The organism is Mycolicibacterium aubagnense (assembly GCF_010730955.1).
Lineage (GTDB): Bacteria > Actinomycetota > Actinomycetes > Mycobacteriales > Mycobacteriaceae > Mycobacterium > Mycobacterium aubagnense.
This window is the reverse complement of record NZ_AP022577.1, coordinates 5,337,722-5,362,958: the sequence shown is the minus strand read 5'-3', so window position 1 is coordinate 5,362,958 and position 25,237 is coordinate 5,337,722. Positions and strand designations below refer to the sequence as shown.

Sequence of the window (25,237 nt, the reverse complement as noted above, 5' to 3'; positions counted from 1 at the left end):
GTGCACAAATCACCGGAAGTTGCGCAGCCGCAGGCTGTTCGACACCACGAAGAACGATGAGAAGGCCATGGCCCCACCCGCGATCAGTGGGTTGAGCAGGCCGGCCGCCGCCACCGGGATCGCGGCGATGTTGTAGCCGAACGCCCACACCAGGTTCATCTGGATGGTGCGCATGGTCGCCTTGGCCAGGTCCAGGGCCTGCGGCACCGAGTCCAGGCTGTCGCGGACCAGGATGATGTCCGCCGCGCCGATCGCCACGTCCGTGCCGCGGCCGATGGCCAGCCCCAGGTCGGAGCACGCGAGCGCCGGTCCGTCGTTGATGCCGTCCCCCACCATCGCGACCATGCGACCGCGGTCGCGCAGCTGCTGGATGACGTCGACCTTGCCGTCCGGGAGCACGTCGGCGATGACGTCGTCGATGCCCACCGCGGCACCGACCGCGGCAGCCGCCGCGGGGTTGTCGCCGGTCAGCAGGATGGTCTTCAGCCCACGTTCGTGCAGCGCGGCGATGGCACCCACCGCGGATTCACGAACCGCGTCGGCCACCGCGACGGCACCGCACAGCTCGCCGTCGACGGCCACGAAAACCACCGTCTCCCCGCGGGATTCCGCGCCGCGTCGCGCCTCGGCGAGGGCCGCGGGCACCGCGGTTCGGCCGGCCACCCAGGACGGCTTGCCGATGCGCACCTCGCGCTCCCCCACGATGCCTACGGCGCCGCGGCCGGGCACGGCCTGGAAATCGGTGACCGCCTTGTGGTCCAGGCTGTGCTCCGGTGCCGCCGTGGTGATGGCCACTGCGACCGCATGCTCGGACGCCGACTCCACCGCCGCGGCCAGGGCCAGCACGTCCTCGTTTTCCCAACCGTCGACCGCGGTGACCGCGGTGACGGCCAGATGCCCGGTGGTCAGGGTGCCGGTCTTGTCGAAGACGACGGTGTCGACGGCCCGGATCGCTTCGAGCGACCGGTGCCCCTTCAGGAAGATGCCGAGTTGGGCGCCACGTCCGGACGCCACCATCATCGCCGTCGGCGTGGCCAGGCCCAGCGCACACGGGCAGGCGATGACCAGGACCGCGAGCGCCGCGGCGAACACCTTGTCCGGTCCCGCACCGGCCAGTGCCCAGCCCAGCGCGGTCAGTGCGGCGATGCCGAAGACGCATGGCACGAACACCGAGGAGATGCGGTCGGCGAGGCGCTGCGTTTCGGCCTTCTGGGCCTGCGCTTCCTCGACCAGCCGCACCATGCCGGCGAACTGGGTGTCTGCGCCGACCGCGGCGGCTTCCACGATGAGCCGGCCGTCGAGCACGATCGTGCCGCCGATGACGCTGCTACCCGGCGTCGCCCGCACCGGCTTGGCCTCACCGGTCATGACGCTGGTGTCGACGGCGGCCGAGCCCTCGACCACAAGCCCGTCGGCCGCGATGGTCTGGCCGGGGCGCACGACGAATTTCTGCTGTTCGGCGAGCTCCTCTGCCGGGATGACCATCTCGGTGCCGTCGGCCAGCAGGATCGACACGTTCTTCGCGCTCAGCGCCGCGAGCGCCCGCAACGCACTGCCGGCCTTGGACTTGGCGCGAGCCTCGAAGTAGCGGCCGGCCAGCACGAACACCGTGACGCCCGCGGCGACCTCGAAGTAGATCGCGTCGCTGCCGGCCAGCGCCTGCCAGATGCCGGTGCTGCTGGTGGCGTGGTGTCCCACGAACATCGTGTAGAGCGACCAGACCGTGGCAGCGGTCACGCCGACCGAGATCAGCGTCTCCATGGAGGCGGCCCGGTTGCGGGCGTTGCGCAACGCCACGCGGTGGAACGGCCAGGCCGCCCACGTCACGACCGGCAGGGCGAGGGCGGTGAGGATCCACTGCCACCCGGTGATACGGGTGCTCGGTACGACGGCGAACATCACCGACAGGTCGGCCAGCGGGACGAACAGCACGGCGGCCACGAGGAGGCGGCGCAGCAGGTACCGGGCGTGCGACAGGTCTTCGTCATCGCGGTCCCCGGCAGTCACGCCGGAGCGGGGCTCGGCGTCATAGCCGGCCTTGCGGACCACGTCGCACAGCTCGGTGTCGGCGATGTCGGGGAGCACGTCGACCGTCGCCACGCGGGTGCCGAAGTTCACGGAGGCACGGACGCCCGGCATCTTGTTGAGCGTCCGCTCGACCCGCGCGGCGCAGGCGCCACATGACATGCCGGTCACGTCGAGTTGCACCCGACGCACATCGTCGGCAGCCGTGGCAGCGGCCGCCGTGTCGTCGGCGCTGCCAACCACTGTGCTGACCGAGCTGGCCGTCATCATCCTCCTATTGTCCCCCCGGTTGTTTCCCGCGCTGTGCGGGCTACCAAATCAATGGTCGGACGTGCCCGGCTGTGAGTTCCCGGCGCTCTTCACATATGGTCGGGCCGTGAACAGCCGCGGCGACGACGACGAAGTGACGCGCCTGGCGCTGGCCGCCGGTCGGGGTGATCGCGCCGCGTTGGAGCAGTTCATCAAGGCTACCCAGCGCGATGTCTGGCGCACCGTCGCGTATCTCGACGAGCCCGGCAGCGCCGACGATCTGACGCAGGAGACCTATCTGCGGGCGCTCGGTTCGCTGTCCCGGTTCCGCGGCCGCTCGACGGCCCGCACCTGGCTGTTGTCGATCGCGCGCCGGGTCGTCGTCGACCACATCCGGCGCAAGCAGTGCCGCCCGCGCAGCAGCGCCGCCATCGAGCCAGAGACCGTCATCGACATGCACCAGCCGACGGCGCGGTTCGAGGACATCGTCGAGATCCGGATGCTGCTCGACGGGGTGGACTCCGACCGCCGGGAAGCGCTGCTGTTGACCCAGGTTCTGGGCCTGTCGTACGCCGAAGCCGCCGAAATCTGCGGCTGCCCCGTCGGCACCATCCGCTCCCGGGTCGCCCGGGCCCGCGACGACCTCCTGCGCGCCGCGAACCAGGACCAGAGCGCAGGCTGAGCCGCCGCGGAACCCGCGCCGCCGCGCATCCGACCAACTCTGCGAAACTGTTCTACAGACTGAACGGAGTTCGGCTTGTCCACCCGCCACGCGATCGACCTCGAGCACACCCTGAGCGCCATCGGGCGACGGGTGTTCGACGAGGTCTGGATCGGCCCCGCGCGCCGCTACCCCACCGCCGCCGCTGTCGTCGTGCTCGCGGCGTCCGCCGGCATCTGCTGGTCGGAGACTCATCGGTGGGTGCTGAAGGTCGTCGCCATACTGTTCACCCTGGCTGCGGCGGCATCGGCAACAGCGCTGTGGCGCAAGCGGTTTCGCGTGTGTTGCGCGGCGCTGTACTTGTCGGGCGTGGCCACCGCGGCGGGATTCGGTGCGGTGTGGTGGTGCCAGACGTCGCCGGCGCGGGTTTCGGTGTGGTGGCCGCTGGCCGGCTTGGTGTCCGCAGCCGTCCTGGCCGTCTGCTGGCTGGGTGTGGCGCTGACACCGCTGGACCGATCGCAACCCGACATGCGGGCCAAGACTTCCGGGAACTGAAGACCCGTTCCGTACGACTAATGACAGCGTGATCGCCGACTCCGCCCTGCGCTGGGCGCTGACTGCCGTGTTCGCGGTAGCGGCGCTGCTGTTCGTGGGCGCCGGACGGCGGGTACCCGGGCAGCGCGGCGTCGGGGTACTGCATGCACTGGCGTCGGTGGGCATGATCGCGATGCTCTGGCCGGCCGGCATGCGGGTGTCACCGCTGCTGTACGTCCTGGTGTTCACCGCCGGTGCGCTGTACTTCGCCTACCTCGCACTGTTCGGCTTCGGGCTGCCGCACCCCGTCTACCACTGCACCATGATGGCCGCGATGGCACTGATGAGCCTGCTGATGGCGCCGAATGCCGGCGTTCCGGTAGCGACAGCTCAAGCCTCCGGCCACCACAGTGCACACCTCGGTCACGGTGCCGTCGCGGTGACGCCCCCGAGCTGGTTCACCGCGGTGTGCGTCGTGCTCGCAATCGGATTCTGCGCCGCCGTGCTGTGGTGGTTCTACCTGCTGGTGCGCGGGCCGAAGCGCCCGTACGCCGACCTGCTGATGGCGCTCGGAATGAGCGCCGCCTTCGCTGTCATGGCCGTCTAACCCCTCCCGAAAGGACAACATGCCCAAGCTGTTTCAGACTTTCGCCGCCGTCACCGCGACGACGGCCTGCGCCGTCGCCCTGGCCGCGCCGGCCGCCGCCCACGTCAAGGTGACCGGCGACGCCACCCAGGGTGGTTGGGGCGTGCTGAACTTCCGCGTTCCCACCGAGTCGGATACCGCGTCGACCACCGCCTTGCTGGTCGTCCTGCCCGACGACCAGCCGATCATCTCGGTCAGCACCCAGCAGAAGGCGGGCTGGACGGCCACCATCACCAAGAAGAAGCTGCCGGCACCGCAGAAGGACGACGACGGCGTCGAGGTCACCGAGTACGTCTCGTCCGTCGAGTGGAAGGCCACCGCCCCGGACGCGCCCATTCCGCCGCATCAGTTCAACGTCTTCGCCATCTCGGCCGGCCCACTGCCCAAGGTGAACACGCTGGCGCTCCCGGCCGTGCAGACCTACAGCGACGGCAAGACGGTGAATTGGAACGAGAAGGCCACCCCGGGCCAGCCCGAGCCCGAGCACCCGGCCCCGGCCCTGCACCTGAAGCCCGCCGGTGGCGGCGACGACCGCGCCGCAGCCGCTGCCCCGGCGCCCGCGACACCCGCCTGGCCGGGCCTGACAGCGCTGGCCGTGTCGGTGGTCGCGCTGCTGCTGGGCATCGCCAACCTGGCATCGTCCCGGCGAAAGACGACGTCACGACCAGAGAATTGAGATCGGTCGCAGCGCTGCCGGGCGTCCTGTTGGCGGTTCTGCTCGCGCTCCTGCTGCCTGCTCCCCTCGCGCACGCGCACGCCGTCCTGGTCTCCAGCGATCCGGTCGACGGTGCCTCCCTGCCGGCTGCGCCAAGCCGGGTCATCCTGACGTTCGATGAACCGGTTCGCCTGATCTCTGGTGCGGTACAGGTGATTTCGGCGACCGGGGTCCGGATTGACCAGGGCGTCCGGCAGCAGTCGGGCAACACCACCGTCGAACTCGCCCTGCCGCCGAACCTGCCTCGCGGCAGCTACACCGCCACATGGCGGCTCATGTCGGCCGACGGCCACGAGGTGTCCGGGTCGGTGACCTTCGGGGTGCAGCAGGCCCCGGATGCGCCGCCGGAGGCCCATCAGGTCCCCGCATCGTCGGCGGCCTCGGACGTCGCCCGCGGCCTCCGGTACGCCGGTCTGGCGTTGAGCGTCGGCGTGCTCGCGGCGGCCCGGCTGGTGTGGGGTTGGGCGCTCGCGCTGCGCAGAACCCGCATCCTAGCCGGCATCGGGTGGGTGCTGCTGGCCGCGGCGACCACCATCGACGTCGCCACCACCGGAGCTGATACGCAGCTCTACGTACAGGCAGCCATGCTCGTCGCACTCGCGGTGACGACCCGCGCCGGTACCGCTCTGTTTCTCGTGATTGCGACGGCGCTCGCGGTCAGCGTCGCCGCTTCCGGACACGCCGCAGCCGGGGCCGACCCGTGGTTGGCCACGGCCATCACCGCCGTGCACCTGCTGGCCATGGCGCTGTGGGTGGGCGGGTTGGGTGTTCTGACGCTGGTCGTCCTGCCGGCGCGCCGGACCGACGAGCTGCAGCGCTGGTCGCGCGTGGCGTTCGGCTGCGTGGCGGCGGTCCTGCTCAGCGGCGAGTATCAGGCGTGGCGGCAGGTGTCGCCCATCGAGTCGCTGTGGTCGACGGGCTATGGAATGGCCTTGTGCGTCAAGGTTTTCCTGGTGACGCTGATGGCCGCCCTGGCGTATCTGGGCCGGCGCAGGCTCACCCCGGAGCGGCTGCGTCGCACCGTGCCGCTGGAAGCCGCGCTCGCTGTGTTGGTGCTGCTGATCACCACGGTGCTGACCGGCGAGCCGCCGGCCCGCAACACCTACGGCCCCGAATTCACCGCCACCGCCCCGCTGGATCAGGACCGGCAGGCACGGGTGCATTTCGACACCACGCGCCACGGTGCCATCCCCATCGACGTGACCGTGCCCGGCGCCACCGGATTGCGCGGCACGCTGTCGAGCGCCGAGATCGCCTCCCTGCCCGTGCGTTTCACCGCAGGCCCCGATGGCCGCTGGCACAGCACGTACGCGACCGCACCACGGCCCGGGCTGTGGACACTGCAGCTGACGGTCCAGTTCGGCCCGAACGACGCCGCCGTCGCCGGCGTGCCGTTCCGCGCCTGGTGACCCACCCGCAGCTGAGTTACCTGGGCGCCGTCATCATCTCGGCGATCAACCGATAGCGGTCCAGGTTGTGCTGCGCGTCGACCAGCGCATCGTGGGAGTCGCGCGGCCGCGGTGGCATCCGCGGGCTGCCACAGTCCTCCCAGAACTGCCGCAGCTCCCGGGTGAAGCGCGGCATGGTCGGCGGCAGGTCGGCCATCGGACCCCACAGCTGGCACAACACCACATGGTCGTAGGCGCCGATCCAGGCCCACAGCTCGATCGGCTCGTCGCCGTCGATGTTGAAGAAGTCCTCGAGCTCCGAGCGGATCTGCCGGCGCGACCGCCACACCTTCGACGACGGCGACGGCAGCTTCGGCAGCACGTTCTTGCGCACCCACGAGCCAGCCCGGTCCGGATCGAACTCGGAGGAGACGGCGTAGTACTCGCGGCCGTCCTCGGCGACCACGCCGATCGAGATCAACTCGATGGTGCGACCGTCGTCGATGAATTCCGTGTCGTAGAAGTACTTCATTCAGGAAACCTCGGTAGGGATTCGGTCCGGCGGCGCGGGTGCCGCATGGATCTCGCGGTCGAGCTGTTGGTCCACGGCCGCGTCGTCGGGAAACTTTGGCATACCGGCGACCGCATCCTGTAACCACAGCTTCGCCCGCACCACCGGCCGGCGCAGCCAGCGCTCACGTTCCAGCGCTTTATGCATTTTGCGGGGCCGGCTCGTATATCGCCAACGGGCCCAGGGCGCATGCGGCCGCGACAACCGAATGGCACCGACGACCAGCAGCGGTGTGATGAACATCCCAATCAGACCGGTCCATACCTTGCCCTTGAGCAGCACGACGACCGCCAGCGCCAGGGTGACGAGGGCCAGTGCCACGACCATGACGCGGGCCGCCACATCTTGGTCGGCACGCCAGACCGTGATGTCGAAGAACGACAGCGGGTTGAACCCCAGGACCAACAGCCCCGCCACGGCGATCGCGACGAACACCGCGTCCACCGAGGTGCGGCCGTCCTCGGCCCAGTAGACGTCCGACAGATGCAGGATCAGCGCGAACTCGTCGAGGACCAGCGCCGCACCGATGCCGAAAAAGATTGCTGCCACGGTGAATTCGGGAACTCCCCCGTCGACCGCGAGCGTCACCATCGTCACCCCGGACACCAGCACGAGCACCACACCGATCACGACGTGGTGGATGTGCAGCCCGCCGTGGCCTATGTTGCGCGGCTGCCACCATTTGCGCGGCGCCGGATTGTCGGCGTGCGCCCTGATGTAGCGCACGACGGTGCGGGTCACGAAAAACGTCAGAATGAACGCAATCAGGCACCACAACAACGGCAGCCGCCCGCTGGACACGAACTCCGTAGGTAAGGGCAACCGCACGGGGAAGAAACTTACGCCCGTGCATGCGTGTCACCGCCCCGCAGGGCGCCGACGCGCCGGTCCCCCCGATAGGCTGTCCGGCGAGATGCGTATCAGACCCGGGTTGTGGCCTACCCCCGCCGGACGGCTGGCCTGGCGGCTGTTGCAGTTGCTGGCCACGTTGACGTTGGTCTGGGGCGCGTGGCGGCTGCTGGGTCATACGCCGTACCGGATCGACATCGACGTGTACCGGATGGGCGGCCGCGCCTGGCTGAACAACACCCCGCTGTACAGCGAGAGCACGATCTTCCGTACCGAGGCGGGCATCGACCTGCCATTCACCTACCCGCCGCTGGCCGCGATCATGTTCGCGCCGTTCGCCTGGCTCCCGCTGCCAGGGGCCAGCGTGGCCATCACGGTGACGACGTTCGCGTTGTTGCTGGTGTCCATCGTGATCGTGCTGACCCGGCTGGACGTGTGGCCGCAGTCGCGACTCGGCGGCTCGGCCCTGGCCCGCCGCTGCTGGCTGGCCGCCGCCATCGTCGGACCGGCCGTGCTGTTCCTCGAACCGGTGCGGTCCAACTTCAACTTCGGTCAGATCAACGTCGTCCTGATGACGCTGGTGATCGCCGACTGCATCCCGCGCCGCACGCCGTGGCCCCGCGGCGTCCTGCTCGGGGTGGCCATCGCCCTCAAGCTGACCCCGGCGGTGTTCCTGCTGTACTTCCTGCTGCGTCGCGATTTCCGCGCGCTGCTGACGACGGTGGCGTCGTCGGTCGTGGTCACGCTGTTCGCGTTCGCCCTGGCCTGGGGCGACTCGTGGGAGTACTGGACCAGGACGGTCCGCAACACCGATCGCATCGGTACCGCGACGCTGAACACCAACCAGAACATCTCCGGCACACTGGCCCGGTTCGGGATGTCGGCGACACCGCGATTCGTGCTCTGGGTGCTGCTGTGCTTCGCGGTGCTGGCGCTGACGGTGTGGGCGGCGCATCGGGTGCTCCGCGCGGGGCAACCGGTACTGGCGCTCATGTGCGTGGCGATGTTCGGACTGGTTGTGTCACCGGTGTCGTGGTCGCACCACTGGGTGTGGGCACTGCCGACCATGGTGACCGTCACCGTGGTCGCCTACCGGGAACGCAGCGCCACCCTCGCAGCAGTGAGCGCGATCGGCGCCGTCCTGCTGGTCTTCACCCCGATCCGGCTGCTGCCCGAGCACCACGAGGTCGACGCGACGCTGTGGCGCCAGGTGATCGGCAGCTCGTACGTGTGGTGGGGACTGGCCGTCATCGCCGCAGCGGGCACCATCACCGGCCGCGGGACGCCCGCCATCGACGCGACCGAGCACGTCGCGCCGGTCTCGGCGACGAACTGAACGTGACGAACTAACCCGCTTTGATCGCGGGCGGCGGCGTCTTGCCCTCTTTGACGTCGGCCGCGTAGAGGTCGACGTACTCCTGGCCGGACAGCCGCATCAGCTCGTACATGACCTCGTCGATCACGGCGCGCTCGATGAACCGGTTACCGGCCAGGCCCTCGAAGCGACGGAAGTCCATCGGCTTGCCGAACTTGACCTCGACGCGGGCGAAGTGCCACATCTTGCTTCCGGGCGGGTTCACGACATCGGTGTTGATCATGGCGACGGGAATGACGGGGATGCCGGTCTCCAGCGCGATGCGGGCCAGGCCGGTCTTGCCCTTGTAGAGCTTTCCGTCCGGAGACCGGGTGCCCTCGGGATACATGCCGAGCAGCTTGCCCTGATCCAGGATCTTGGCCGCGGCGGTCAGCGCGTCGGCCGCGGAATCGGCATTGGTGCGGTCGATCGGGACCTGGCCGGTGGACGAATAGAAGAACTTGATCAGCTTGCCCTTGATGCCGGTACCGGTGAAGTACTCGGCCTTGGCCAGGAAGAAGATCCGCCGGCGGAGCACCAGCGGCAGGTAGAAGCTGTCGACGACGGCCAGGTGATTACTGGCCAGCAGGACCGGGCCATGATCGGGAACGTATTCCAGCCCCGTGACTTTCGGACGGCCCAGCAGGCGCAGCAACGGGCCCATCAAGATGTACTTGTAGAACCAGAAGAACATCGAACCTCCCGCTGAGGGCGCCGGACGGTGCCCTCGACAACTTTACCCACCGACTGTCGGCCCGACCACAGCCCGCAGCGGACTGGTCATTCCTCCACAGATACCGGAATGGACTGATACCGGCCCGGACCTGGTGGAGTGTCCGGATCGTCAGGCTGGCGGTGTCGGCCACTGGGACCGGATGGGTCCGTCGGCGGCTCCGGGTGCGGGCCGGCAGGCCCCTGGTCGGCGAGCGCGGCGCGCACCGCGTCCAGAAAACTGGTGCTGTGTTCGGCGATGGCCGTCAGCATCGGATGCTGCTCATCGTTGGCGAACGCGACCAGCGCGCACACCGGACACCACACCTGGTTGCAGTCACGCGGATTCTCGCCGTCGGCCAGCATGGCCACGGACAGTCGCACCACGGGGTCGATCTTGTCGATCAGGGCCTGGGCCAGCAGCCGCAGATCCGCCGGTAAGTCGCCGAGGGATTCAGCCCCGAAATTGGTGTGCGTCACGTGGGCCACACCTCCGGGTCAGGGCGAAAACGGACAGTCAGTTCGCAGCCACGCAATGACGCGCCGGTCACAATGCAACGGCGTAGGACAGATGCCAACGGGACCCGGCGCCGGGTGCCGCCCGAGCCGATGATCAGGTCATCGTCGACGCGGCCCAGAGTCAGGGACTCCGGGTCGATTTGCGGCAATTCTATCCGCAGCCGGTAGACGGCGGCCAATCCTGAGCCCGATTCGCGGTCGACGATGGGGCGCGGCGGGGCGGGTGGCGGGGCACCGTGGCGCAGCCGTGACGCCTCCAGCAGCTCCGCCAGCGCCTTCGGCCCGATGGGCTCACCGGCCAGGTGCGGCACCAGCACCAGCCGCACATCGCCGACGGCGGCGTCCAGATCGCTGAGCATGCTGCGCTGCTCGGCGATGCGCTCGGCGTACCAGTCGAAGGCCGGGTGTGCCGGCAGGTTCACATACTCGTACGAATCGTCTTGGATCAGAACCTGATTCACGATCAGCTCGGACACATGCACGCCCATCAAGGTGAGCGACGCCAGCGTCCGCACCGCCTCGGCCACCACCACCCGTTCCGGGGTGAGCACCAGATGCGCGGTGACGTCCGGCTGGTCCAGCAGCTCGCCCAGCGCCTCGGTGGCAGCGGCCAGCCGCTCGACCAACGCGCCCATGGCGATCGCCTTCGCGTCGGCCAGACCTACCGACAGCCGCCGGTGCCGTGGCCAGGCCTTCTCCAGGTACAGCGCGAATGCCCCGGGCAGCGTCAACATCCGCATCGCGTCGGCGGTCGAAGCACAGTCGACGATCACGTGGTCCCAGTCACCCGATGCCGCCAACTCTGCAACCTCGTGCAGCCCCAGCACCTCCTGGATTCCCGGCAGTGCCGAAAGTTCTTCCGGTGCAACATCTCCCACGTCGGATTCCGGGAAACGCGCGACCAGCACCGCAGCCACCTCACGCCACCGCGCCTCCAGCAGCGCGAGGGTGTCGAGCGCCAGGGCGTCGACGACGACGCCGGCGCCGTCGTCGACGGGCACCTGCGTAGGCACTCGCAAGCCGGTCGGCGGGACGTCCGCACCGAGCACGTCACCGGTGGAATGCGCCTGGTCCGTCGAGACGATCAGCACGCGCTGCCCGGCCCGGGCATCACGTACCGCGGTGGCCGTGGCCACCGTCGATTTCCCTACTCCACCCTTACCGACGAACAGACTGATCCTGGCACGCCCAGCAGGGTCCGCCTCACTCAGACTCGACTCGCTTCTTCAGATCCTTGAGCGCCGTGTCGGTCAGCCGCCGCTCGGCCTTGCGCTTGAGCAATCCGATCATCGGAATCACCAGATCGACCGACAGTTCATATGTCACCTCGGTGCCAGAACCCTTGGGCGACAATCGGTATGTGCCTTCGAGGGCCCTCAGCAGAGTGCTGGATACCAGGGACCAGCTCACCGACTCGCGGTCGGCGGGCCACTGGTAGGTGAACACCATGGTGTCCTTGAGCACCGTGGCGTCGAGGACCATGCGGGCCGTCTTGGGGTTCCCGTCGGGGTAGATGTCGAGGACCTCGGTCTCCGGGTACTCGGCAACCCAGTCGGGATATGAGCCGATGTCGGCGATAACGTCCATCACAGTCGCCGGGTCGGCGTCGATGTAGATGGTCTGCGCAGTCTTGTCCGCCACGTGTCCACTTCCCCGAGTTAACGATGCCGGCACAGGCGTCGGACGCCCGTCTGCCGAGCTCCCAATGTACCGCCAGCGCCCAGCCCTGGCGGGGCGATGCGGGCCTCAGGCCAACCGGGACACGCCCACCGGGCGGGTCCGCTCGAGATCGTTCTTGATCTCGAAAGCCATGTCCTTACCGGCCACCCGGCGCCGATGGTTGAGCTCCGCCAGGTTCAGCTCCGCCAGCGCCGCGCCCGTCACACCCGTCGGCTCGGCGTGCAGGAAGTAATGCAGCACCACACCGTCCATGACGGCCTCCAGCCAGACCTCCATGGTCCCGGTCAGCGCGCCGGTGACCGTCCACCGCTGGCCCGCCGGACCGCGGTCTTCGATGACCGTCAGCGTGAGGTCCGGCCACCATCGCCGCCAGCTGCTCGGGTTCGCCACGGCGGCACCGACAGCGGCGGGGTCGGCGCACACGAAGGTCTCGTCGGCGATCTGGATGCTGTTCATCCCCACCAGCTTCACATACGCCTCCGCAGTGTGACGAAGCACCCGACTACGCTGTGCACGGCATTGCTGTCGCGGCACTGCTGCCAGTACTGCTTTGCTCTGACCCGAAAGGCCACACCGTGCGTGAGTTCAGCGTTCCCGCATCGTTCACCGTCGGCGAATACGACAACGTCGTCGCCCCGGTGTACTCCCTCGAGCGCGGCGACCCCAACCACGTAGCCATCCAGCGCCTGGTCGGAGACACCTGGACCGACGTGACCAGCGCCGACGTCGCGGCCCAGGTGCGGGCCACCGCCCTCGGCCTGATCGCCAAGGGCGTCAAGCCCGGCGACCGGGTGGTGCTGTTGTCGGCGACCCGCTACGAGTGGCCGATCATCGACTTCGCCATCCTGTCGATCGGCGCGGTGACGGTACCCATCTATGAGACCTCCGCCGCCGATCAGATCCGGCACGTGCTGGCCGACTCCGGCGCCGTGCTGGCGTTCGCCGAGGCCGACTCCCACGCCGCCAAGATCGAGTCCATCCGCGCCGAGGTGCCCGCGCTGAACGAGGTCCTGGTGATCGACGGCGGCGCGCTCGATCAGCTGGCCGCTGCCGGCGCCGGCGTGGACCGCGCCGAGCTGGACGCCCGCCTGGCCGCCATCAAGTCGAGCGACCCGGCCACCCTGATCTACACCTCCGGCACCACCGGCCGTCCCAAGGGCTGCCAGCTGACCCACGCCAATCTGCTTTCCGAGCTGCGGGGCGTCAAGGCCTGCTTCCCCGACCTGCTGGCCAAGGGCCAGAAGCTGCTGGTGTTCCTGCCGCTGGCGCACGTGCTGGCCCGCGCCGTCGCGGTGGCCGGTTTCAGCAACCAGGTGACGCTCGGCTTCACCAGCGACATCAAGAACCTGGTGCCGATCCTCGGGGTGTTCAAACCGACTCTGGTGGTGTCGGTGCCCCGCGTGTTCGAGAAGGTCTACAACACCGCCGAGCAGAACGCCCGCAACGACGGCAAGGGCAAGATCTTCCAGATCGCCGCCGATACCGCCATCGAGTGGAGTAAGGCGCAAGATACCGGCGGCCCCGGGCTGCTCCTGGCCCTCAAGCACACGGTGTTCGACAAACTGGTGTACGGCAAGCTGAGAGCCGCCCTCGGCGGCAACTGCGTCGGTGCCATCTCCGGCGGCGCCCCGCTCGGCGCCCGCCTCGGCCACTTCTACCGCGGCGTCGGCGTCACCATCTACGAGGGCTATGGCCTGACCGAGAGCAGCGCGGCCATCACGGTCAACCGGATCGGCGAGTTGAAGGTCGGCACCGTGGGCAAGCTGGTGCCCGGCAACAGCATGCGCATCGCCGCCGACGGCGAGTTGATGCTGTCGGGTGGCGTCGTGTTCAGCGGCTACTGGAACAACCCGACCGCAACCGATGAGGCCTTCACCGACGGGTGGTTCCACACCGGTGACCTCGGCGCCATCGATGACGACGGTTACCTGTCGATCGTCGGGCGCAAGAAGGAGATCATCGTGACCGCCGGCGGCAAGAACGTCGCCCCGGCCCCGCTGGAAGACGTCATGCGCGCGCACCCGTTGATCAGCCAGGCCATGTGCGTGGGCGATCAGGAGCCGTTCATCGCTGCCCTGATCACCATCGACCCCGAAGCGTTCGAGGGCTGGAAGCAGCGCAACGGCAAGGACACCGGCGCGTCGGTCGGTGACCTGGCCGCGGACCCGGCGCTGGTCGCCGAGATCCAGAAGGCCGTCGACGACGCCAACCAGACCGTCTCCAAGGCCGAGGCCATCCGGAAGTTCCAGATCCTGCCGGTCGATTTCACCGAGGACACCGGTGAGCTGACGCCGACGCTCAAGGTCAAGCGCAAGGTCGTCGCCGAAAAGTTCGCGGCCGAGATCGCGGCGCTGTACAGCTAGCTACAGAAGCTCCGCGAGCCGCTCGCCCTTGAGCTTCCACTGCCAGTTGTCGACGACGAACTGACGGCCGGCGGCACCCATCGCGGCGGCACGGTCGGGGTCGGCCAGGATGTCGACGACAGCCGCGGCGATCGCGGCCACGTCGCGGCCGTCGACCACGTGGCCGGTCTTGCCTGCCACGACGGTTTCCGGCGCGCCACCGGAGTTACCGGCGACCACCGGCACCCCACAGGCCGACGCCTCGAGGAAGACGATGCCCAGTCCCTCGACGTCGAGCCCGTTCCCCCGCGTGCGACACGGCATGGCGAAGACGTCGGCCATCGCGTGGTGCGCCGGTAGTTCGTCGCCGGGCACGCCGCCGGTGAACACCACATGGTCGGAGACGTCGTAGCGCTGTGCCAGCTTCTGCAGATCGTCGCGGTAGGGCCCGTTGCCGACGATCACCAGCGCGGCACCGTCGATCCGCTGCCGAATCGTGGGCAGTGCCCGGATCAGCATGTCCTGCCCCTTGCGCGGCACCAGGCGCGACAAGCACACGATGACCGGCCGCCGGCCCAGCCCATAGCGCGCCCGCAGCTCGGCCCGGGCCACTTCGTCGGGGACGAAGCGGTTCACGTCCACCCCCGGCGACAGGTATTCCAGTGCCGCGTTCGGCCCGAATGCCGCGGCGAACCGGTTGCGTGTGTAGTAGCTGACGAACGTCACCACGTCGGTGTTGTTCCCGATGTGGCGCAACGCGTTTCGCGCGACGGGCAGCATCGACCAACCCACCTCGTGACCGTGCGTACTGGCCACCACCCGGCTCGCTCCGGCATCGCGCGCCAGCGGCGCCAGCAGCGCCAGCGGCGCCGCCGCGCCGAACCACACGGTGTCGATATCGTGCTCGGCGATGAGTCGGCGCATCCGCAGCGCGACTGTCGGTTCGGGCACCATCAGCGTCGTCGGATGACGGACCACCTCGTATCCGGCGGCTGCCGCGGCCCGGTCGTACTCCGCGGCGCCCTTCCATTTCGGCGCGTAGACCGTCAGCTCGTGTGACCCGCGGCCGAGCAATTCGCCCACGAGGTTTTCCAGATACGACTGGATGCCGCCGCGGCGTGGCGGAAAATCGTTGGTCAGCAGCAGAACCCGGGACGTCCTGGGCGAGCGAAGCGACGGGGAAGACATCGCGGTCAGGCTATCGCGTCAGCCCCGGGCCGCGAGCCACCGCTGCCACGCAGCGGTCGTCGCGTCGCGTCCGAGGCCGAGGGTGTCGACCAGCGCGGTGTCGAGGTCGGGGTGCCCGATGCCGCACGCGGTCAGATACAACCGACGCAGGACCGGATCGCCGAACTGGGCGCCGACGAACCGGGCGAACCACCAGGCGCGGTCATAGGCCAACGACAACGCCGGTCCGGTGACCTGGAAGTCGGCGTTGCTGGGCAGGACCGCCATATCGGCGGGCGCGGGTCGCGGGGTGCGCGGGCGGCTCACGTAGTCCGCGACGCCCTCGGTGAGGCACCAGGGCGCGTCGGCGGCCGTGACGGGACGGGACGCGTAGTGGAAAAGCTCATGCCGCAACACGATTCGCAGTGCGCCAGGGCCCATCGCGGCGGCGCCGGGAGCGAACACGATGCGGTCGACGGTGGTGGCCGCGGCGAACTCTTCACGGCCACCGGCCAGTGCCCGGAATTCGTCGTCGGTGCCGGTGGTCACGATGGTGATCTGGCGACGCCAGTCGTCGCCCCAGAAAGCGGTGATTGCGCCGGCCGCGCCGTCGAGTTCACCGGTGATGCGGCGCGGGAGCGTCGAGCCGGGGTCCAGGACCAGCAGTTCGACCGTCCGGCCGTCAGCCAGCCGAATAGTGGTCGGTGCAGACGGCGGCGGTGACTCGGGCTGCCTCGGAGCACTCGGGACCTCAGCCGAACGCCCGCGGCTCAAGACGAAGACACCGGCAGCCGCCTCCGCGGCCAGCAGGCCGAGGACTATGCGGCGGGACAGGCTCAGTAGCGACGCACGTTGTAGATCGGCGCGTTGTCGACCGGCGCCACCCGCACGGGCACACCGAATGTCGAGGCGTGAACCATCATGCCGTCGCCGATGTAGATACCCACGTGCGAGGCATCGGAGTAATAACTCACCACGTCACCGGGCTGCATCTGGTCACGCGACACCGGCTGTCCGCCGGCCGCCTGCGCGTAGCTCGAGTGCGGCAGCGAGATGCCGGCCTGCTGGAACGCCCACATCACCAGACCCGAGCAGTCGAACGCGCCGGGACCGGCCGCGCCCCACGAGTAGGGATCACCGATGCGGGTCAGTGCGGCCTGCACCGCAATCTGGCCGGCAGCGGTGCCGCCGACATTGTCCGAGGGCACGGGTAGCCCGTCGACCGGCGGGTTGGGGCCCGCGGCGTTGATGGACGGATCCTGCCCGGGGGCCGGGGGCACAGCGTCAGGAGCCGGCGGCACGCCGTCCGGGAGCGGGGCCGGCGGGGCGGCGGCGGGAGCCGGCGGCAACGCCGCCAAGGCCTCGCGCTGACTCGGCGTCAGCGCGCTGTAGCGGGACTTGACGATGGCGATCTGCACCTGCAGCTTGCTTTGCTTGGACTGCAGATCGGCACGCACCGCGGCGGCCTGCTCGGCGGCGGTCTTGGCATCGGACGCCGACTTGGCCGAATCGGCCTCGGCCTTGGTGGCCGAGTCGGAGGCGCTGTGGAAGTTGGCCATCTGCGCGGAAATCTCACTGGCCATCACGCGCTGGACCGAGAGCTGGTCGATCAGTCCCTGCGGAGAATCCGCGGTCAGGATGGCGTCGATGCCGTCGGTCCGGCCGCCCATGTACTGCGCTGCAGCAATCTGGTCGACAGACGTCTGATAGGTAGCCAGGTCGTTCTTGGCCGCTTCCGCAGCCGCCGCGGCGGCCTCATGCTTGGTGTCGGCGGCCTTCGCGGCAGCCAGCTTCTTGTCCAGATCCAGCTGCGCGGAGTGCATGGCCTCAGTGGTCTGTTCCGCCTGGCGAGACAACTCGTTGAGCTTTGCTACGGCGTCGTCCGCCGGATCGGCCAGGACGTTGCTCGCGAATACACTGCCGAGTATGGTGAGCCCCGCGATCGCACCGGCTACTGGTCGTTTAAGACCGCATATGGTGCGGTGTGTGCGGTGAAGACTCAAGATTTCGCGTCCTTCAACTGCGGGTTCGAGCCGCTTCGAACTCAGTGAGGTCTCGAATAGGTTACGAAACGGCATCGGCGTTGTCCAACGGGAATGGCCAATCTATCAGCCGACCCCCCGATCCCGTTAACCAGCATCACAATGTGAGGGTCGTCACGCTACGCCCGTAGCGCTTGACTTTGGCTCGTCTTGAGTGCCGAACCCGCCCTTCGGCCGCCCGATCGGCACCAGCCGAAGCCGCGGCGCCAGGCCGGCGTCGGCCAGCACCTCCAGCGCGCGACGCTCGTCGTCCATCAACGTCTCAGGCACGCCCAGCAAAACACTGACCACGCAGTCACCGCAGCCGGGACCACGCACCGCGCAGTCGTCGCAGTCGATCTTCACCGGCCCGTTGTCGAACTTCATCTCTGGTTCCTCTCGTCGGTTGAGGCGCACGCTAGCGACGTCCACCGACAAAAAAGCGCGGGTGATCAGCTACCCGATAACGGAATGACATCAATGGGATTTCTTGTCGGTGCCGGCCCCTACTGTCACGTCATGGGCTCCGGCAGCGCCACCGATCAGCTGGCTTTCGATCTCGATGAGGCGTTGCTGCGTGACACCACGTTCGTGGTGGTCGACCTGGAGACCACCGGCGGCCGGGCCCGGGCGGGCGACACCGGCGGCGGCTGGGACGCCATCACCGAGATCGGTGCGGTCAAAGTGCGCGGCGGCGAGATCATCGGCGAACTGGCCACCCTGATCGACCCGGGTCGCGCCATCCCGCCCCAAATCGTCCAGCTGACCGGGATCACCACGGCCATGGTGTGCGACGCCCCGCGTATCGAATCGGTGCTGCCCGCGTTTCTGGAGTTCTGTCGCGGCGCCGTGCTGGTCGCCCACAACGCGGGGTTCGACATCGGCTTCCTGCGGGCCGCGGCCGAGCGGGCGCAGCTGCCATGGCCCAACCCACCGGTGCTGTGCACGGTCAAGCTGGCCCGGCGGGTACTGACGCGCGACGAGGCCCCCAGCGTCCGGCTGTCGGAGCTGGCCCGGCTGTTCCGCGCCACCACCACGCCCACTCACCGGGCGCTCGACGACGCCCGGGCCACCGTCGACGTACTACACGGGCTGCTGGAGCGCATCGGCAATCAGGGCGTGCACACGCTGGCCGAGCTGCGCGGCTACCTCCCCGATGTAACCCGCGCGCAGCGCCGCAACCGCAAGCTCGCCGACGCGCTGCCGCACTCCCCCGGCGTGTATCTGTTCCGCGGGCCGTCCGAGGAGGTGCTCTACGTCGGCACTGCGGTCGATCTGCGCCGCCGCGTCCGGCAGTACTTCACCGGCGCCGACCCGCGCGCCCGGATGAAAGAGATGGCGTCCCTGGCCATCCGGGTCGATCACGTGGAGTGTGCCCACGAGCTGGAAGCCGGGGTTCGCGAACTGCGGCTGCTCGCCGCGCACGCACCGCCCTACAACCGGCGCTCCAAAGCTCCGCACAAATGGTGGTGGGTGGTGCTCACCGACGAGGCGTTCCCCCGGTTCGCCGTGGTGCGGGCACCACAATCAGATACGGCGGTGCGACGACACGATTTCGATCGTGCCGTCGGCCCGTTCCGGGCCCATGCCGAGGCCGTCGACGCCGCCCTGCTGCTGGCCCGCTTCACCGGCGTGCGGACGTGCACGACGCGGCTGGCCCGCGCAGCCCAGCATGGGCCGCAATGCCCCGAGCGTGAGCTCTCGCCGTGCCCGGCGCCGCGCGGTATCAGCGCGGCCGCCTATGCCGAGTTCACCGGGAGGGCCGCGAGAAACATTGCCGGCGTTGACGATTCCGTACTCACCACGGCGCTGAGCCACATCGACAACCTGGCCGCCGAGGGGCGCTTCGAGACCGCGGCTCGGCTGCGGGACCACGCCGCAACCGTCATCGACGGGCTGTGGCGCGGGCAACGCCTGCGGGCGCTGACCGCGCTACCGGAACTGGTCGCCGCCCGGCCCGACGGCGCCGGTGGCTGGCACCTCGTCGTGGTCCGGTACGGCCAGTTGGCGGCCGCCGGCAACGCACCGCGGCGGGTGCCGCCGATGCCCGTCGTCGACGCGATATCCGCTGCGGCACAGGTGATCCTGACATCCGAGCGGCCCCTGGGCGGGGCGCCCGTCGAAGAGGTGGCGCTGATCGTGCGCTGGCTGGCCGCCCCCGGCGTGCGGATCGTCCGCACCGATATCGGCACCGGATCGGGGGCCGGCTACTGCCTGCCGATCACCGCGGCCGGCCGGTGGGCGGAGTGGGCCGCCACCGCCAGGTCGGCCCGGGCGGCGGCGCAGCAGACCGAACGTTCAGACCTTCTGGGTGAACCGAGCCCACCGCGCGAGGAGCTGCTCGGCCGCACCCGAATCGATCGCCTCGGTGGCCCGGGCCAGACCCCGCTCCCACGCCGGTACCCACTGGGCGTCGCTGGATAGCCCGGCATGAGCCACCATGGCCCCCGCGGCGTTGAGCACCACGGCATCCCGGACCGGTCCGGCCTGGCCCGCCAACACCGCACGCACCGCCTCCGCGTTGGCCGCGGCGTCGCCGCCCGTCAGCTCACTCAGGTCGGCGCGGGCGAAGCCGAACGCCGCCGGGTCCAGCGTCAGCCGGTCAACGGTGCCGGCCTGCACCCGCCAGATGGTGCTCGTCGTCGTGGTGGTCAGCTCGTCGAGCCCGTCGTCGCCGTGCACCACCAGGACGCTGGAGCCGCGCGCGGCGAACACACCGGCCATCACCTCGGCCAGTTCCGCCCAGGCGCAGCCGATCAGGCCGGCCCGCGGCATCGCCGGATTGGTGAGCGGCCCAAGGAGATTGAAGACCGTCGGCACCCCGATCTCCCGCCGCACGGCAGAGGCGTGCCGGTAGGACTGATGGAACTGCGGGGCGAAGGCGAACCCGATGCCGACCTCGGCAACCGAGCGGGCGACGTCACCGGGCGACAGATCGATCCGGACGCCCAGGGCCTCGAGGGTGTCGGCGCCGCCGGACAACGACGACGCCGCGCGGTTCCCGTGCTTGATCACCGGCACCCCGCACGCGGCGACGACGATCGACGCCATCGTGGACAGATTGACGGTGTTGGAGCCGTCCCCGCCCGTCCCCACGATGTCGACCACATCGGTACCGATTGCGGCGAGCGCGTCGGCGGGCACTTTTCGGGCGTGTCGCAACATCACATCGGCGAGTTCGGACACCTCCGCGGAGGTCGGTCGCTTCATCTTCATCGCGATGGCGAAGGCAGCGATCTGCGCCGGGGTCGCGGTACCGGTCATGACCTGGTCCATTGCCCACCCCGCCTGACCCACGGCAAGGTTCTGTCCGGTGGTCAGCCGGCCCAGGATCTGGGGCCACAGCGGCCCGTCGGCGGTCGGTTCCTGATGAGGATGGGTGGTTGGCACAAACCCGATTATGGCCAATGTCGGCACCCGGGTGGAGTTCAACAACTACAAAGCGTCATACTTACCGCTGTGACGAGCGCTGTAGGTACCTCTGGAACCGCGATCACGTCGCGGGTGCATTCGCTGAACCGGCCGAATATGGTCAGTGTCGGCACCATTGTGTGGCTTTCCAGTGAGTTGATGTTCTTTGCTGGGCTGTTCGCAATGTATTTCACCGCGCGTGCTCAGGCCGGCGGCGTATGGCCGCCTCCCCCCACGCACCTGAACCTGGCCGAGGCCGTTCCGGTGACGTTGGTGCTGATCGCGTCGTCGTTCACCTGCCAGATGGGCGTGTTCGCCGCTGAGCGCGGTGACGTCTTCGGCCTCCGCCGGTGGTACGTCATCACGCTGATCATGGGCGCGTTCTTCGTCGGCGGCCAGGCGTTCGAGTACTACATGCTCGTCAGCGAGGGCACCACGATTCCGAGCAGCGCCTACGGTTCGGTGTTCTACCTGGCCACCGGTTTCCACGGTCTGCACGTCATCGGCGGTCTGGTGGCATTCATCTACCTGCTGGCCCGCACCAAGATGAGCAAGTTCACCCCGGCCCAGGCCACCGCTGCCATCGTTGTGTCGTACTACTGGCACTTCGTCGACATCGTGTGGATCGCCCTGTTCGCCACCATCTACTTCGTTCGATGATCGGCTCGCCGATGCGTCCTATGAGAAGGGGTTCGATGACCAGCAAGTCCCGTCGTCGGTTACACCGGCGCCTCTCAGCAGCGATGCTGCTGCTGCTCGGACTTCTAGTCGCGGGTGGCCTGGCGGCCACCCTGACGCCGCGACCCCAGGTCGCTGTCGCCGACGAGTCGCAGCTGGCCCTGCTGCGCACGGGCAAGCAGTTGTTCGAAACGTCGTGCGTCTCCTGCCACGGCGCCAACCTCCAGGGTGTGGCCGACCGCGGCCCGAGCCTCATCGGCGTGGGCGACGCGGCCGTCTACTTCCAGGTGTCCACCGGCCGCATGCCCGCCATGCGCGGTGAGGCTCAGGCGCCCCGTAAGGACCCGGCGTTCGACGAGCACCAGATCGACGCCCTCGGTGCCTACATCCAGGCCAACGGCGGTGGCCCCGAGGTCCCCCGTGACGCCAACGGCAAGATCAACCAGCACTCGTTCCTCGGTGAGAACGTCGCCCGTGGTGGCGACCTGTTCCGCCTGAACTGCGCTTCTTGCCACAACTTCACCGGCAAGGGTGGCGCACTGTCGTCGGGCAAGTACGCGCCTGACCTCGGCAAGGCTGCCGAAGTGCCGGCGCAGGTGTACACCGCCATGCTCACCGGCCCGCAGAACATGCCCAAGTTCTCGGATCGTCAGCTGACCCCGGAAGAGAAGCGCGACATCGTCGCCTACGTCCATGAGTCGGCTAACGCCCGCAGCCAGGGTGGCTACGGCCTCGGCGGCTTCGGCCCCGCGCCCGAGGGCATGGCGATGTGGATTATCGGGATGGTCGCCGTGATCGGCGCGGCTATGTGGATCGGAGCTCGCGCATGAGCGAGAACGTGAACATTCCCAGTGACGCGGAACTGCGCGAGATGTCGCGCGAAGAGCTCGTCGAACTGGGCGGAAAGATCGACGGCGTCACGACCGTCTTCAAGGAACCGCGCTGGCCCGTCGAGGGCACCAAGGCAGAGAAGCGTGCCGAGCGTCAGGTCGCGGCCTGGCTGCTGCTCGGTGGCCTCTCGGGCCTGGCCCTGCTGCTGGTGTTCCTGTTCTGGCCCTGGGAGTACAAGCCGTTCGAGTCCGACGGCGAGTTCATCTACTCGCTAGCCACCCCGCTGTACGGCCTGACCTTCGGTCTGTCGATCCTGGCGATCGGCATCGGCGCGGTGCTCTTCCAGAAGAAGTTCATCCCCGAGGAGATCTCGATCCAGGACCGCCACGACGGCGCCTCCCCCGAGGTCCACCGCGCCACCGTCGCGGCCAACCTGACCGATGCGCTCGAAGGCTCGACCCTCAAGCGCCGCAAGCTGATCGGCCTGTCGCTCGGCGTCGGCCTGGGTGCGTTCGGCCTGGGCACCGCGGTCGCTTTCATCGGCGGTCTGATCAAGAACCCGTGGAAGCCGGTCGTGCCGACCGCCGAGGGCAAGAAGGCCGTCCTGTGGACGTCCGGCTGGACCCCCCGTTTCCACGGCGAGACCATCTTCCTGGCCCGGGCGACCGGACTGCCGGGTGAGTCCCCCTTCGTGAAGATGCGTCCCGAGGACCTCGACGCGGGCGGCATGGAGACGGTGTTCCCGTGGCGCGAGTCCGACGGCGACGGCACCACCCTCGAGTCGCACGACAAACTGTCAGAGATCGCTCTCGGTGTGCGTAACCCGGTGATGCTCATCCGCATCAAGCCCGAGGACCTGTCTCGCGTGGTCAAGCGCCAGGGCCAGGAGAGCTTCAACTTCGGTGACTTCTTCGCGTACACCAAGGTGTGCTCGCACCTGGGCTGCCCCTCGTCGCTGTACGAGCAGCAGACCTACCGCATTCTGTGCCCCTGCCATCAGTCGCAGTTCGACGCGCTGCACTTCGCGCGGCCGATCTTCGGTCCGGCCGCCCGAGCCCTGGCGCAGCTGCCGATCACGATTGACAAAGAGGGCTACCTGGTCGCCAACGGCGACTTCATCGAACCTGTCGGACCGGCATTCTGGGAGCGCAAATCATGAGTTCCAAGCTCGCTGACATCGCTGCCGCACAAGGCGATGCGATCGACTCGCGGTACCACCCGTCTGCCGCGGTGCGCCGCCAGCTGAACAAGGTCTTCCCGACGCACTGGTCCTTCATGCTCGGTGAGATCGCGCTGTACAGCTTCATCGTGCTACTGCTCACCGGCGTGTACCTGACCTTGTTCTTCGATCCGTCGATGACCGAGGTCGTCTACCACGGCGTCTACCAGCCGCTGCGCGGTGTACAGATGTCGCGGGCCTACGAATCGGCCCTGGAGATCTCCTTCGAGGTCCGCGGCGGCCTGTTCGTCCGCCAGATTCACCACTGGGCCGCTCTGATGTTCGCCGCGTCGATCATGGTGCACCTGGCGCGCATCTTCTTCACCGGTGCGTTCCGCCGGCCGCGCGAGGCCAACTGGATGATCGGCTCGCTGCTGCTGATCCTGGCCATGTTCGAGGGCTACTTCGGCTACTCGCTGCCCGACGACCTGCTGTCCGGCATCGGTCTGCGCGCCGCGCTGTCGTCGATCACCCTCGGTATCCCGGTCATCGGTACCTGGATGCACTGGGCACTGTTCGGCGGCGACTTCCCGGGCCACATCATCATTCCGCGCATGTACGCCCTGCACATCCTGCTGATCCCGGGCGTCATCCTGGCACTGATCGGCGCCCACCTGGCGCTGGTGTGGTTCCAGAAGCACACCCAGTTCCCCGGCCCCGGCCGTACCGAGAAGAACGTCGTCGGCGTGCGCGTCATGCCGGTGTTCGCGATGAAGGGCGGCGCGTTCTTCGCCTTGGTCACCGGCATCCTGGGCATCATGGGCGGTCTGCTGCAGATCAACCCGATCTGGGAGCTCGGCCCCTACAAGCCGTCGCAGGTGTCTGCCGGTAGCCAGCCCGACTTCTACATGATGTGGACCGAAGGCCTCGCCCGTATCTGGCCGGCCTGGGAGTTCTACCCCTTCGGCCACACCATCCCGGCCGTCATGGGTGTTGCGGTGATCATGGGTCTGGTGTTCGGCCTGCTGATCGCGTGGCCGTTCCTGGAGAAGAAGTTCACCGGCGACGACGCGCACCACAACCTGCTGCAGCGTCCGCGTGACGTGCCTGTGCGCACCGCCATCGGGGCCATGGCCATCGCGTTCTACATGGTGCTGACCCTGGCCGCGATGAACGACATCATCGCGCTCAAGTTCGACATCTCCCTGAACGCGACCACCTGGATCGGCCGTATCGGCATGGTGGTCCTGCCCGCAGTGGTCTACTACCTCACCTACCGCTGGTGTGTGGGCCTGCAGCGCAGCGACCGCGCCGTCCTCGAGCACGGTATCGAGACCGGCATCATCAAGCGGCTGCCGCACGGCGCGTACGTCGAGCTGCACCAGCCGCTCGGCCCGGTCGACGACCACGGCCACCCGCTGCCGCTCGAGTACCAGGGTGCTGCACTGCCCAAGCGCATGAACAAGCTCGGATCGGCCGGCTCCCCCGGCACCGGCAGCTTCCTGTTCGCCGACTCGGCTGCCGAGCAGGCCGCCCTCGCCGACGCCGAACATGCCGCCGAGCACAAGGCGCTCACGGCGATCAAGGAGTACCAGGACGAGATTTCGCCCAACGGCTCGGGCGGTCACCACTAGTTGCAAACGACTTCGGCCCGGTCTGGTTTCCACCAGACCGGGCCGAAGTCGTTTTCGAGGACCGCTCCCCTACCCCGCCCGGCGGCATACAG

General features: G+C 68.6%; 24 protein-coding genes and 1 pseudogene. 12 read left to right on the top strand and 13 right to left on the bottom strand.

Annotated features, from left to right (window positions below; all coding sequences use genetic code 11):
• Positions 1–9: 9 nt before the first annotated feature.
• Positions 10–2,295, bottom strand: coding sequence for a heavy metal translocating P-type ATPase (locus G6N59_RS25660; protein WP_268815788.1), 2,286 nt, complete (start codon positions 2,293–2,295; stop codon positions 10–12).
• Positions 2,296–2,401: 106 nt separating this feature from the next.
• Between G6N59_RS25660 and sigC the strand changes: the two genes are divergently transcribed.
• From sigC to G6N59_RS25635, 5 genes are all read left to right on the top strand, one after another.
• Positions 2,402–2,956, top strand: a complete 555-nt coding sequence (gene sigC, locus G6N59_RS25655) for an RNA polymerase sigma factor SigC (RefSeq protein ID WP_138229737.1) — start codon at positions 2,402–2,404, stop codon at positions 2,954–2,956.
• Positions 2,957–3,031: 75 nt separating this feature from the next.
• The gene (locus tag G6N59_RS25650; RefSeq protein WP_138229736.1) at positions 3,032–3,490 is read left to right on the top strand and encodes a hypothetical protein; all 459 of its coding nucleotides are present in this window, start codon (positions 3,032–3,034) and stop codon (positions 3,488–3,490) included.
• 28 nt (positions 3,491–3,518) lie between these two features.
• On the top strand, positions 3,519–4,076 hold the full coding sequence (locus G6N59_RS25645) for a DUF5134 domain-containing protein (RefSeq protein ID WP_138229735.1): 558 nt from the start codon (positions 3,519–3,521) through the stop codon (positions 4,074–4,076).
• 19 nt (positions 4,077–4,095) lie between these two features.
• Positions 4,096–4,791, top strand: a complete 696-nt coding sequence (locus tag G6N59_RS25640) for a YcnI family protein (protein ID WP_138229734.1) — start codon at positions 4,096–4,098, stop codon at positions 4,789–4,791.
• Complete coding sequence (locus tag G6N59_RS25635) at positions 4,788–6,239, top strand: copper resistance CopC/CopD family protein (RefSeq protein ID WP_138229733.1); 1,452 nt, start codon at positions 4,788–4,790, stop codon at positions 6,237–6,239. Before G6N59_RS25640 ends, G6N59_RS25635 begins: the two co-directional genes overlap by 4 nt.
• Positions 6,240–6,255: 16 nt before the next feature.
• Here G6N59_RS25635 and G6N59_RS25630 read toward each other — a convergent pair whose 3' ends face one another.
• Together G6N59_RS25630 and G6N59_RS25625 are read right to left on the bottom strand one after the other, a co-directional pair.
• Entirely contained in the window at positions 6,256–6,750 is a 495-nt protein-coding gene (locus G6N59_RS25630; protein ID WP_138229732.1) for a polyadenylate-specific 3'-exoribonuclease AS, read from the bottom strand.
• Positions 6,751–7,590, bottom strand: coding sequence for a hypothetical protein (locus G6N59_RS25625; RefSeq protein WP_179970235.1), 840 nt, complete (start codon positions 7,588–7,590; stop codon positions 6,751–6,753).
• A gap of 112 nt (positions 7,591–7,702) precedes the next feature.
• Between G6N59_RS25625 and G6N59_RS25620 the strand changes: the two genes are divergently transcribed.
• Complete coding sequence (locus G6N59_RS25620) at positions 7,703–8,974, top strand: glycosyltransferase 87 family protein (protein WP_138229730.1); 1,272 nt, start codon at positions 7,703–7,705, stop codon at positions 8,972–8,974.
• A 10-nt stretch (positions 8,975–8,984) separates the two neighbouring features.
• Here the strand turns inward: G6N59_RS25620 and G6N59_RS25615 are convergent, their stop codons facing one another.
• From G6N59_RS25615 to G6N59_RS25595, 5 genes are all read right to left on the bottom strand, one after another.
• Positions 8,985–9,686: a lysophospholipid acyltransferase family protein gene (locus G6N59_RS25615; protein ID WP_138229729.1), complete on the bottom strand. Its 702-nt coding sequence runs from the start codon at positions 9,684–9,686 to the stop codon at positions 8,985–8,987.
• 86 nt (positions 9,687–9,772) lie between these two features.
• Positions 9,773–10,183: a hypothetical protein gene (locus G6N59_RS25610; protein WP_138229728.1), complete on the bottom strand. Its 411-nt coding sequence runs from the start codon at positions 10,181–10,183 to the stop codon at positions 9,773–9,775.
• Positions 10,180–11,433, bottom strand: coding sequence for an ArsA family ATPase (locus G6N59_RS25605; RefSeq protein ID WP_138229727.1), 1,254 nt, complete (start codon positions 11,431–11,433; stop codon positions 10,180–10,182). Before G6N59_RS25605 ends, G6N59_RS25610 begins: the two co-directional genes overlap by 4 nt.
• Positions 11,426–11,863 carry an SRPBCC family protein gene (locus G6N59_RS25600; RefSeq protein ID WP_138229726.1) on the bottom strand — a complete coding sequence of 146 codons (438 nt, stop codon included), beginning with the start codon at positions 11,861–11,863 and terminating at the stop codon, positions 11,426–11,428. The genes G6N59_RS25605 and G6N59_RS25600 overlap by 8 nt, the downstream gene beginning before the upstream one ends.
• Before the next feature lie 105 nt (positions 11,864–11,968).
• Entirely contained in the window at positions 11,969–12,358 is a 390-nt protein-coding gene (locus G6N59_RS25595) for a polyketide cyclase / dehydrase and lipid transport (protein WP_138229752.1), read from the bottom strand.
• A gap of 119 nt (positions 12,359–12,477) precedes the next feature.
• Between G6N59_RS25595 and G6N59_RS25590 the strand changes: the two genes are divergently transcribed.
• Positions 12,478–14,265 (top strand): AMP-dependent synthetase/ligase, encoded by a 1,788-nt coding sequence (locus G6N59_RS25590; protein ID WP_138229725.1) that lies wholly within the window; start codon positions 12,478–12,480, stop codon positions 14,263–14,265.
• On the opposite strand, the gene G6N59_RS25585 is transcribed toward G6N59_RS25590, so the two are convergent.
• From G6N59_RS25585 to G6N59_RS25570, 4 genes are all read right to left on the bottom strand, one after another.
• On the bottom strand, positions 14,266–15,432 hold the full coding sequence (locus G6N59_RS25585; RefSeq protein ID WP_138229724.1) for a glycosyltransferase family 4 protein: 1,167 nt from the start codon (positions 15,430–15,432) through the stop codon (positions 14,266–14,268).
• An 18-nt stretch (positions 15,433–15,450) separates the two neighbouring features.
• A complete protein-coding gene (locus G6N59_RS25580) occupies positions 15,451–16,185 on the bottom strand; it encodes a peptidase (RefSeq protein WP_234884158.1) in 735 nt (244 codons plus the stop codon).
• Positions 16,186–16,247: 62 nt separating this feature from the next.
• Positions 16,248–17,414 (bottom strand): peptidoglycan hydrolase RipC, encoded by a 1,167-nt coding sequence (gene ripC, locus G6N59_RS25575; protein ID WP_163912132.1) that lies wholly within the window; start codon positions 17,412–17,414, stop codon positions 16,248–16,250.
• A 153-nt stretch (positions 17,415–17,567) separates the two neighbouring features.
• Entirely contained in the window at positions 17,568–17,819 is a 252-nt protein-coding gene (locus G6N59_RS25570) for a hypothetical protein (RefSeq protein WP_138229723.1), read from the bottom strand.
• A gap of 84 nt (positions 17,820–17,903) precedes the next feature.
• Between G6N59_RS25570 and G6N59_RS25565 the strand changes: the two are divergent.
• A pseudogene (locus G6N59_RS25565) lies at positions 17,904–19,793 on the top strand (DEDD exonuclease domain-containing protein); the annotation flags it as partial.
• Here G6N59_RS25565 and trpD read toward each other — a convergent pair.
• A complete protein-coding gene (gene trpD, locus G6N59_RS25560) occupies positions 19,731–20,822 on the bottom strand; it encodes an anthranilate phosphoribosyltransferase (protein WP_234884157.1) in 1,092 nt (363 codons plus the stop codon). The pseudogene G6N59_RS25565 and the gene trpD sit on opposite strands and share 63 nt — an antisense overlap.
• 69 nt (positions 20,823–20,891) lie before the next feature.
• On the opposite strand from trpD, the gene ctaE reads away from it, so the two are divergent.
• From ctaE to qcrB, 4 genes are read left to right on the top strand one after another with little or no spacing between them, the layout of a single operon-like run.
• Positions 20,892–21,503 (top strand): aa3-type cytochrome oxidase subunit III, encoded by a 612-nt coding sequence (ctaE, locus tag G6N59_RS25555; RefSeq protein WP_138229721.1) that lies wholly within the window; start codon positions 20,892–20,894, stop codon positions 21,501–21,503.
• A gap of 35 nt (positions 21,504–21,538) precedes the next feature.
• Positions 21,539–22,351, top strand: coding sequence for a cytochrome bc1 complex diheme cytochrome c subunit (gene qcrC / locus G6N59_RS25550; RefSeq protein ID WP_138229720.1), 813 nt, complete (start codon positions 21,539–21,541; stop codon positions 22,349–22,351).
• The gene (gene qcrA, locus G6N59_RS25545; RefSeq protein WP_138229719.1) at positions 22,348–23,511 is read left to right on the top strand and encodes a cytochrome bc1 complex Rieske iron-sulfur subunit; all 1,164 of its coding nucleotides are present in this window, start codon (positions 22,348–22,350) and stop codon (positions 23,509–23,511) included. Before qcrC ends, qcrA begins: the two co-directional genes overlap by 4 nt.
• Positions 23,508–25,145 carry a cytochrome bc1 complex cytochrome b subunit gene (gene qcrB, locus G6N59_RS25540; protein WP_138229718.1) on the top strand — a complete coding sequence of 546 codons (1,638 nt, stop codon included), beginning with the start codon at positions 23,508–23,510 and terminating at the stop codon, positions 25,143–25,145. Before qcrA ends, qcrB begins: the two co-directional genes overlap by 4 nt.
• Positions 25,146–25,237: the final 92 nt, after the last annotated feature.

Excerpts from the sequence above, each read along its gene's own strand:
- G6N59_RS25660 (WP_268815788.1), bottom strand. The coding sequence starts at position 2,295 with ATGATGACGGCCAGCTCGGTCAGCACAGTGGTTGGCAGCGCCGACGAC.
- G6N59_RS25640 (WP_138229734.1), top strand. The coding sequence starts at position 4,096 with ATGCCCAAGCTGTTTCAGACTTTCGCCGCCGTCACCGCGACGACGGCC.
- G6N59_RS25630 (WP_138229732.1), bottom strand. The coding sequence starts at position 6,750 with ATGAAGTACTTCTACGACACGGAATTCATCGACGACGGTCGCACCATC.
- G6N59_RS25620 (WP_138229730.1), top strand. The coding sequence starts at position 7,703 with ATGCGTATCAGACCCGGGTTGTGGCCTACCCCCGCCGGACGGCTGGCC.
- G6N59_RS25615 (WP_138229729.1), bottom strand. The coding sequence starts at position 9,686 with ATGTTCTTCTGGTTCTACAAGTACATCTTGATGGGCCCGTTGCTGCGC.
- G6N59_RS25595 (WP_138229752.1), bottom strand. The coding sequence starts at position 12,358 with ATGAACAGCATCCAGATCGCCGACGAGACCTTCGTGTGCGCCGACCCC.
- G6N59_RS25585 (WP_138229724.1), bottom strand. The coding sequence starts at position 15,432 with ATGTCTTCCCCGTCGCTTCGCTCGCCCAGGACGTCCCGGGTTCTGCTG.
- G6N59_RS25570 (WP_138229723.1), bottom strand. The coding sequence starts at position 17,819 with ATGAAGTTCGACAACGGGCCGGTGAAGATCGACTGCGACGACTGCGCG.
- qcrC (WP_138229720.1), top strand. The coding sequence starts at position 21,539 with ATGACCAGCAAGTCCCGTCGTCGGTTACACCGGCGCCTCTCAGCAGCG.
- qcrA (WP_138229719.1), top strand. The coding sequence starts at position 22,348 with ATGAGCGAGAACGTGAACATTCCCAGTGACGCGGAACTGCGCGAGATG.
- qcrB (WP_138229718.1), top strand. The coding sequence starts at position 23,508 with ATGAGTTCCAAGCTCGCTGACATCGCTGCCGCACAAGGCGATGCGATC.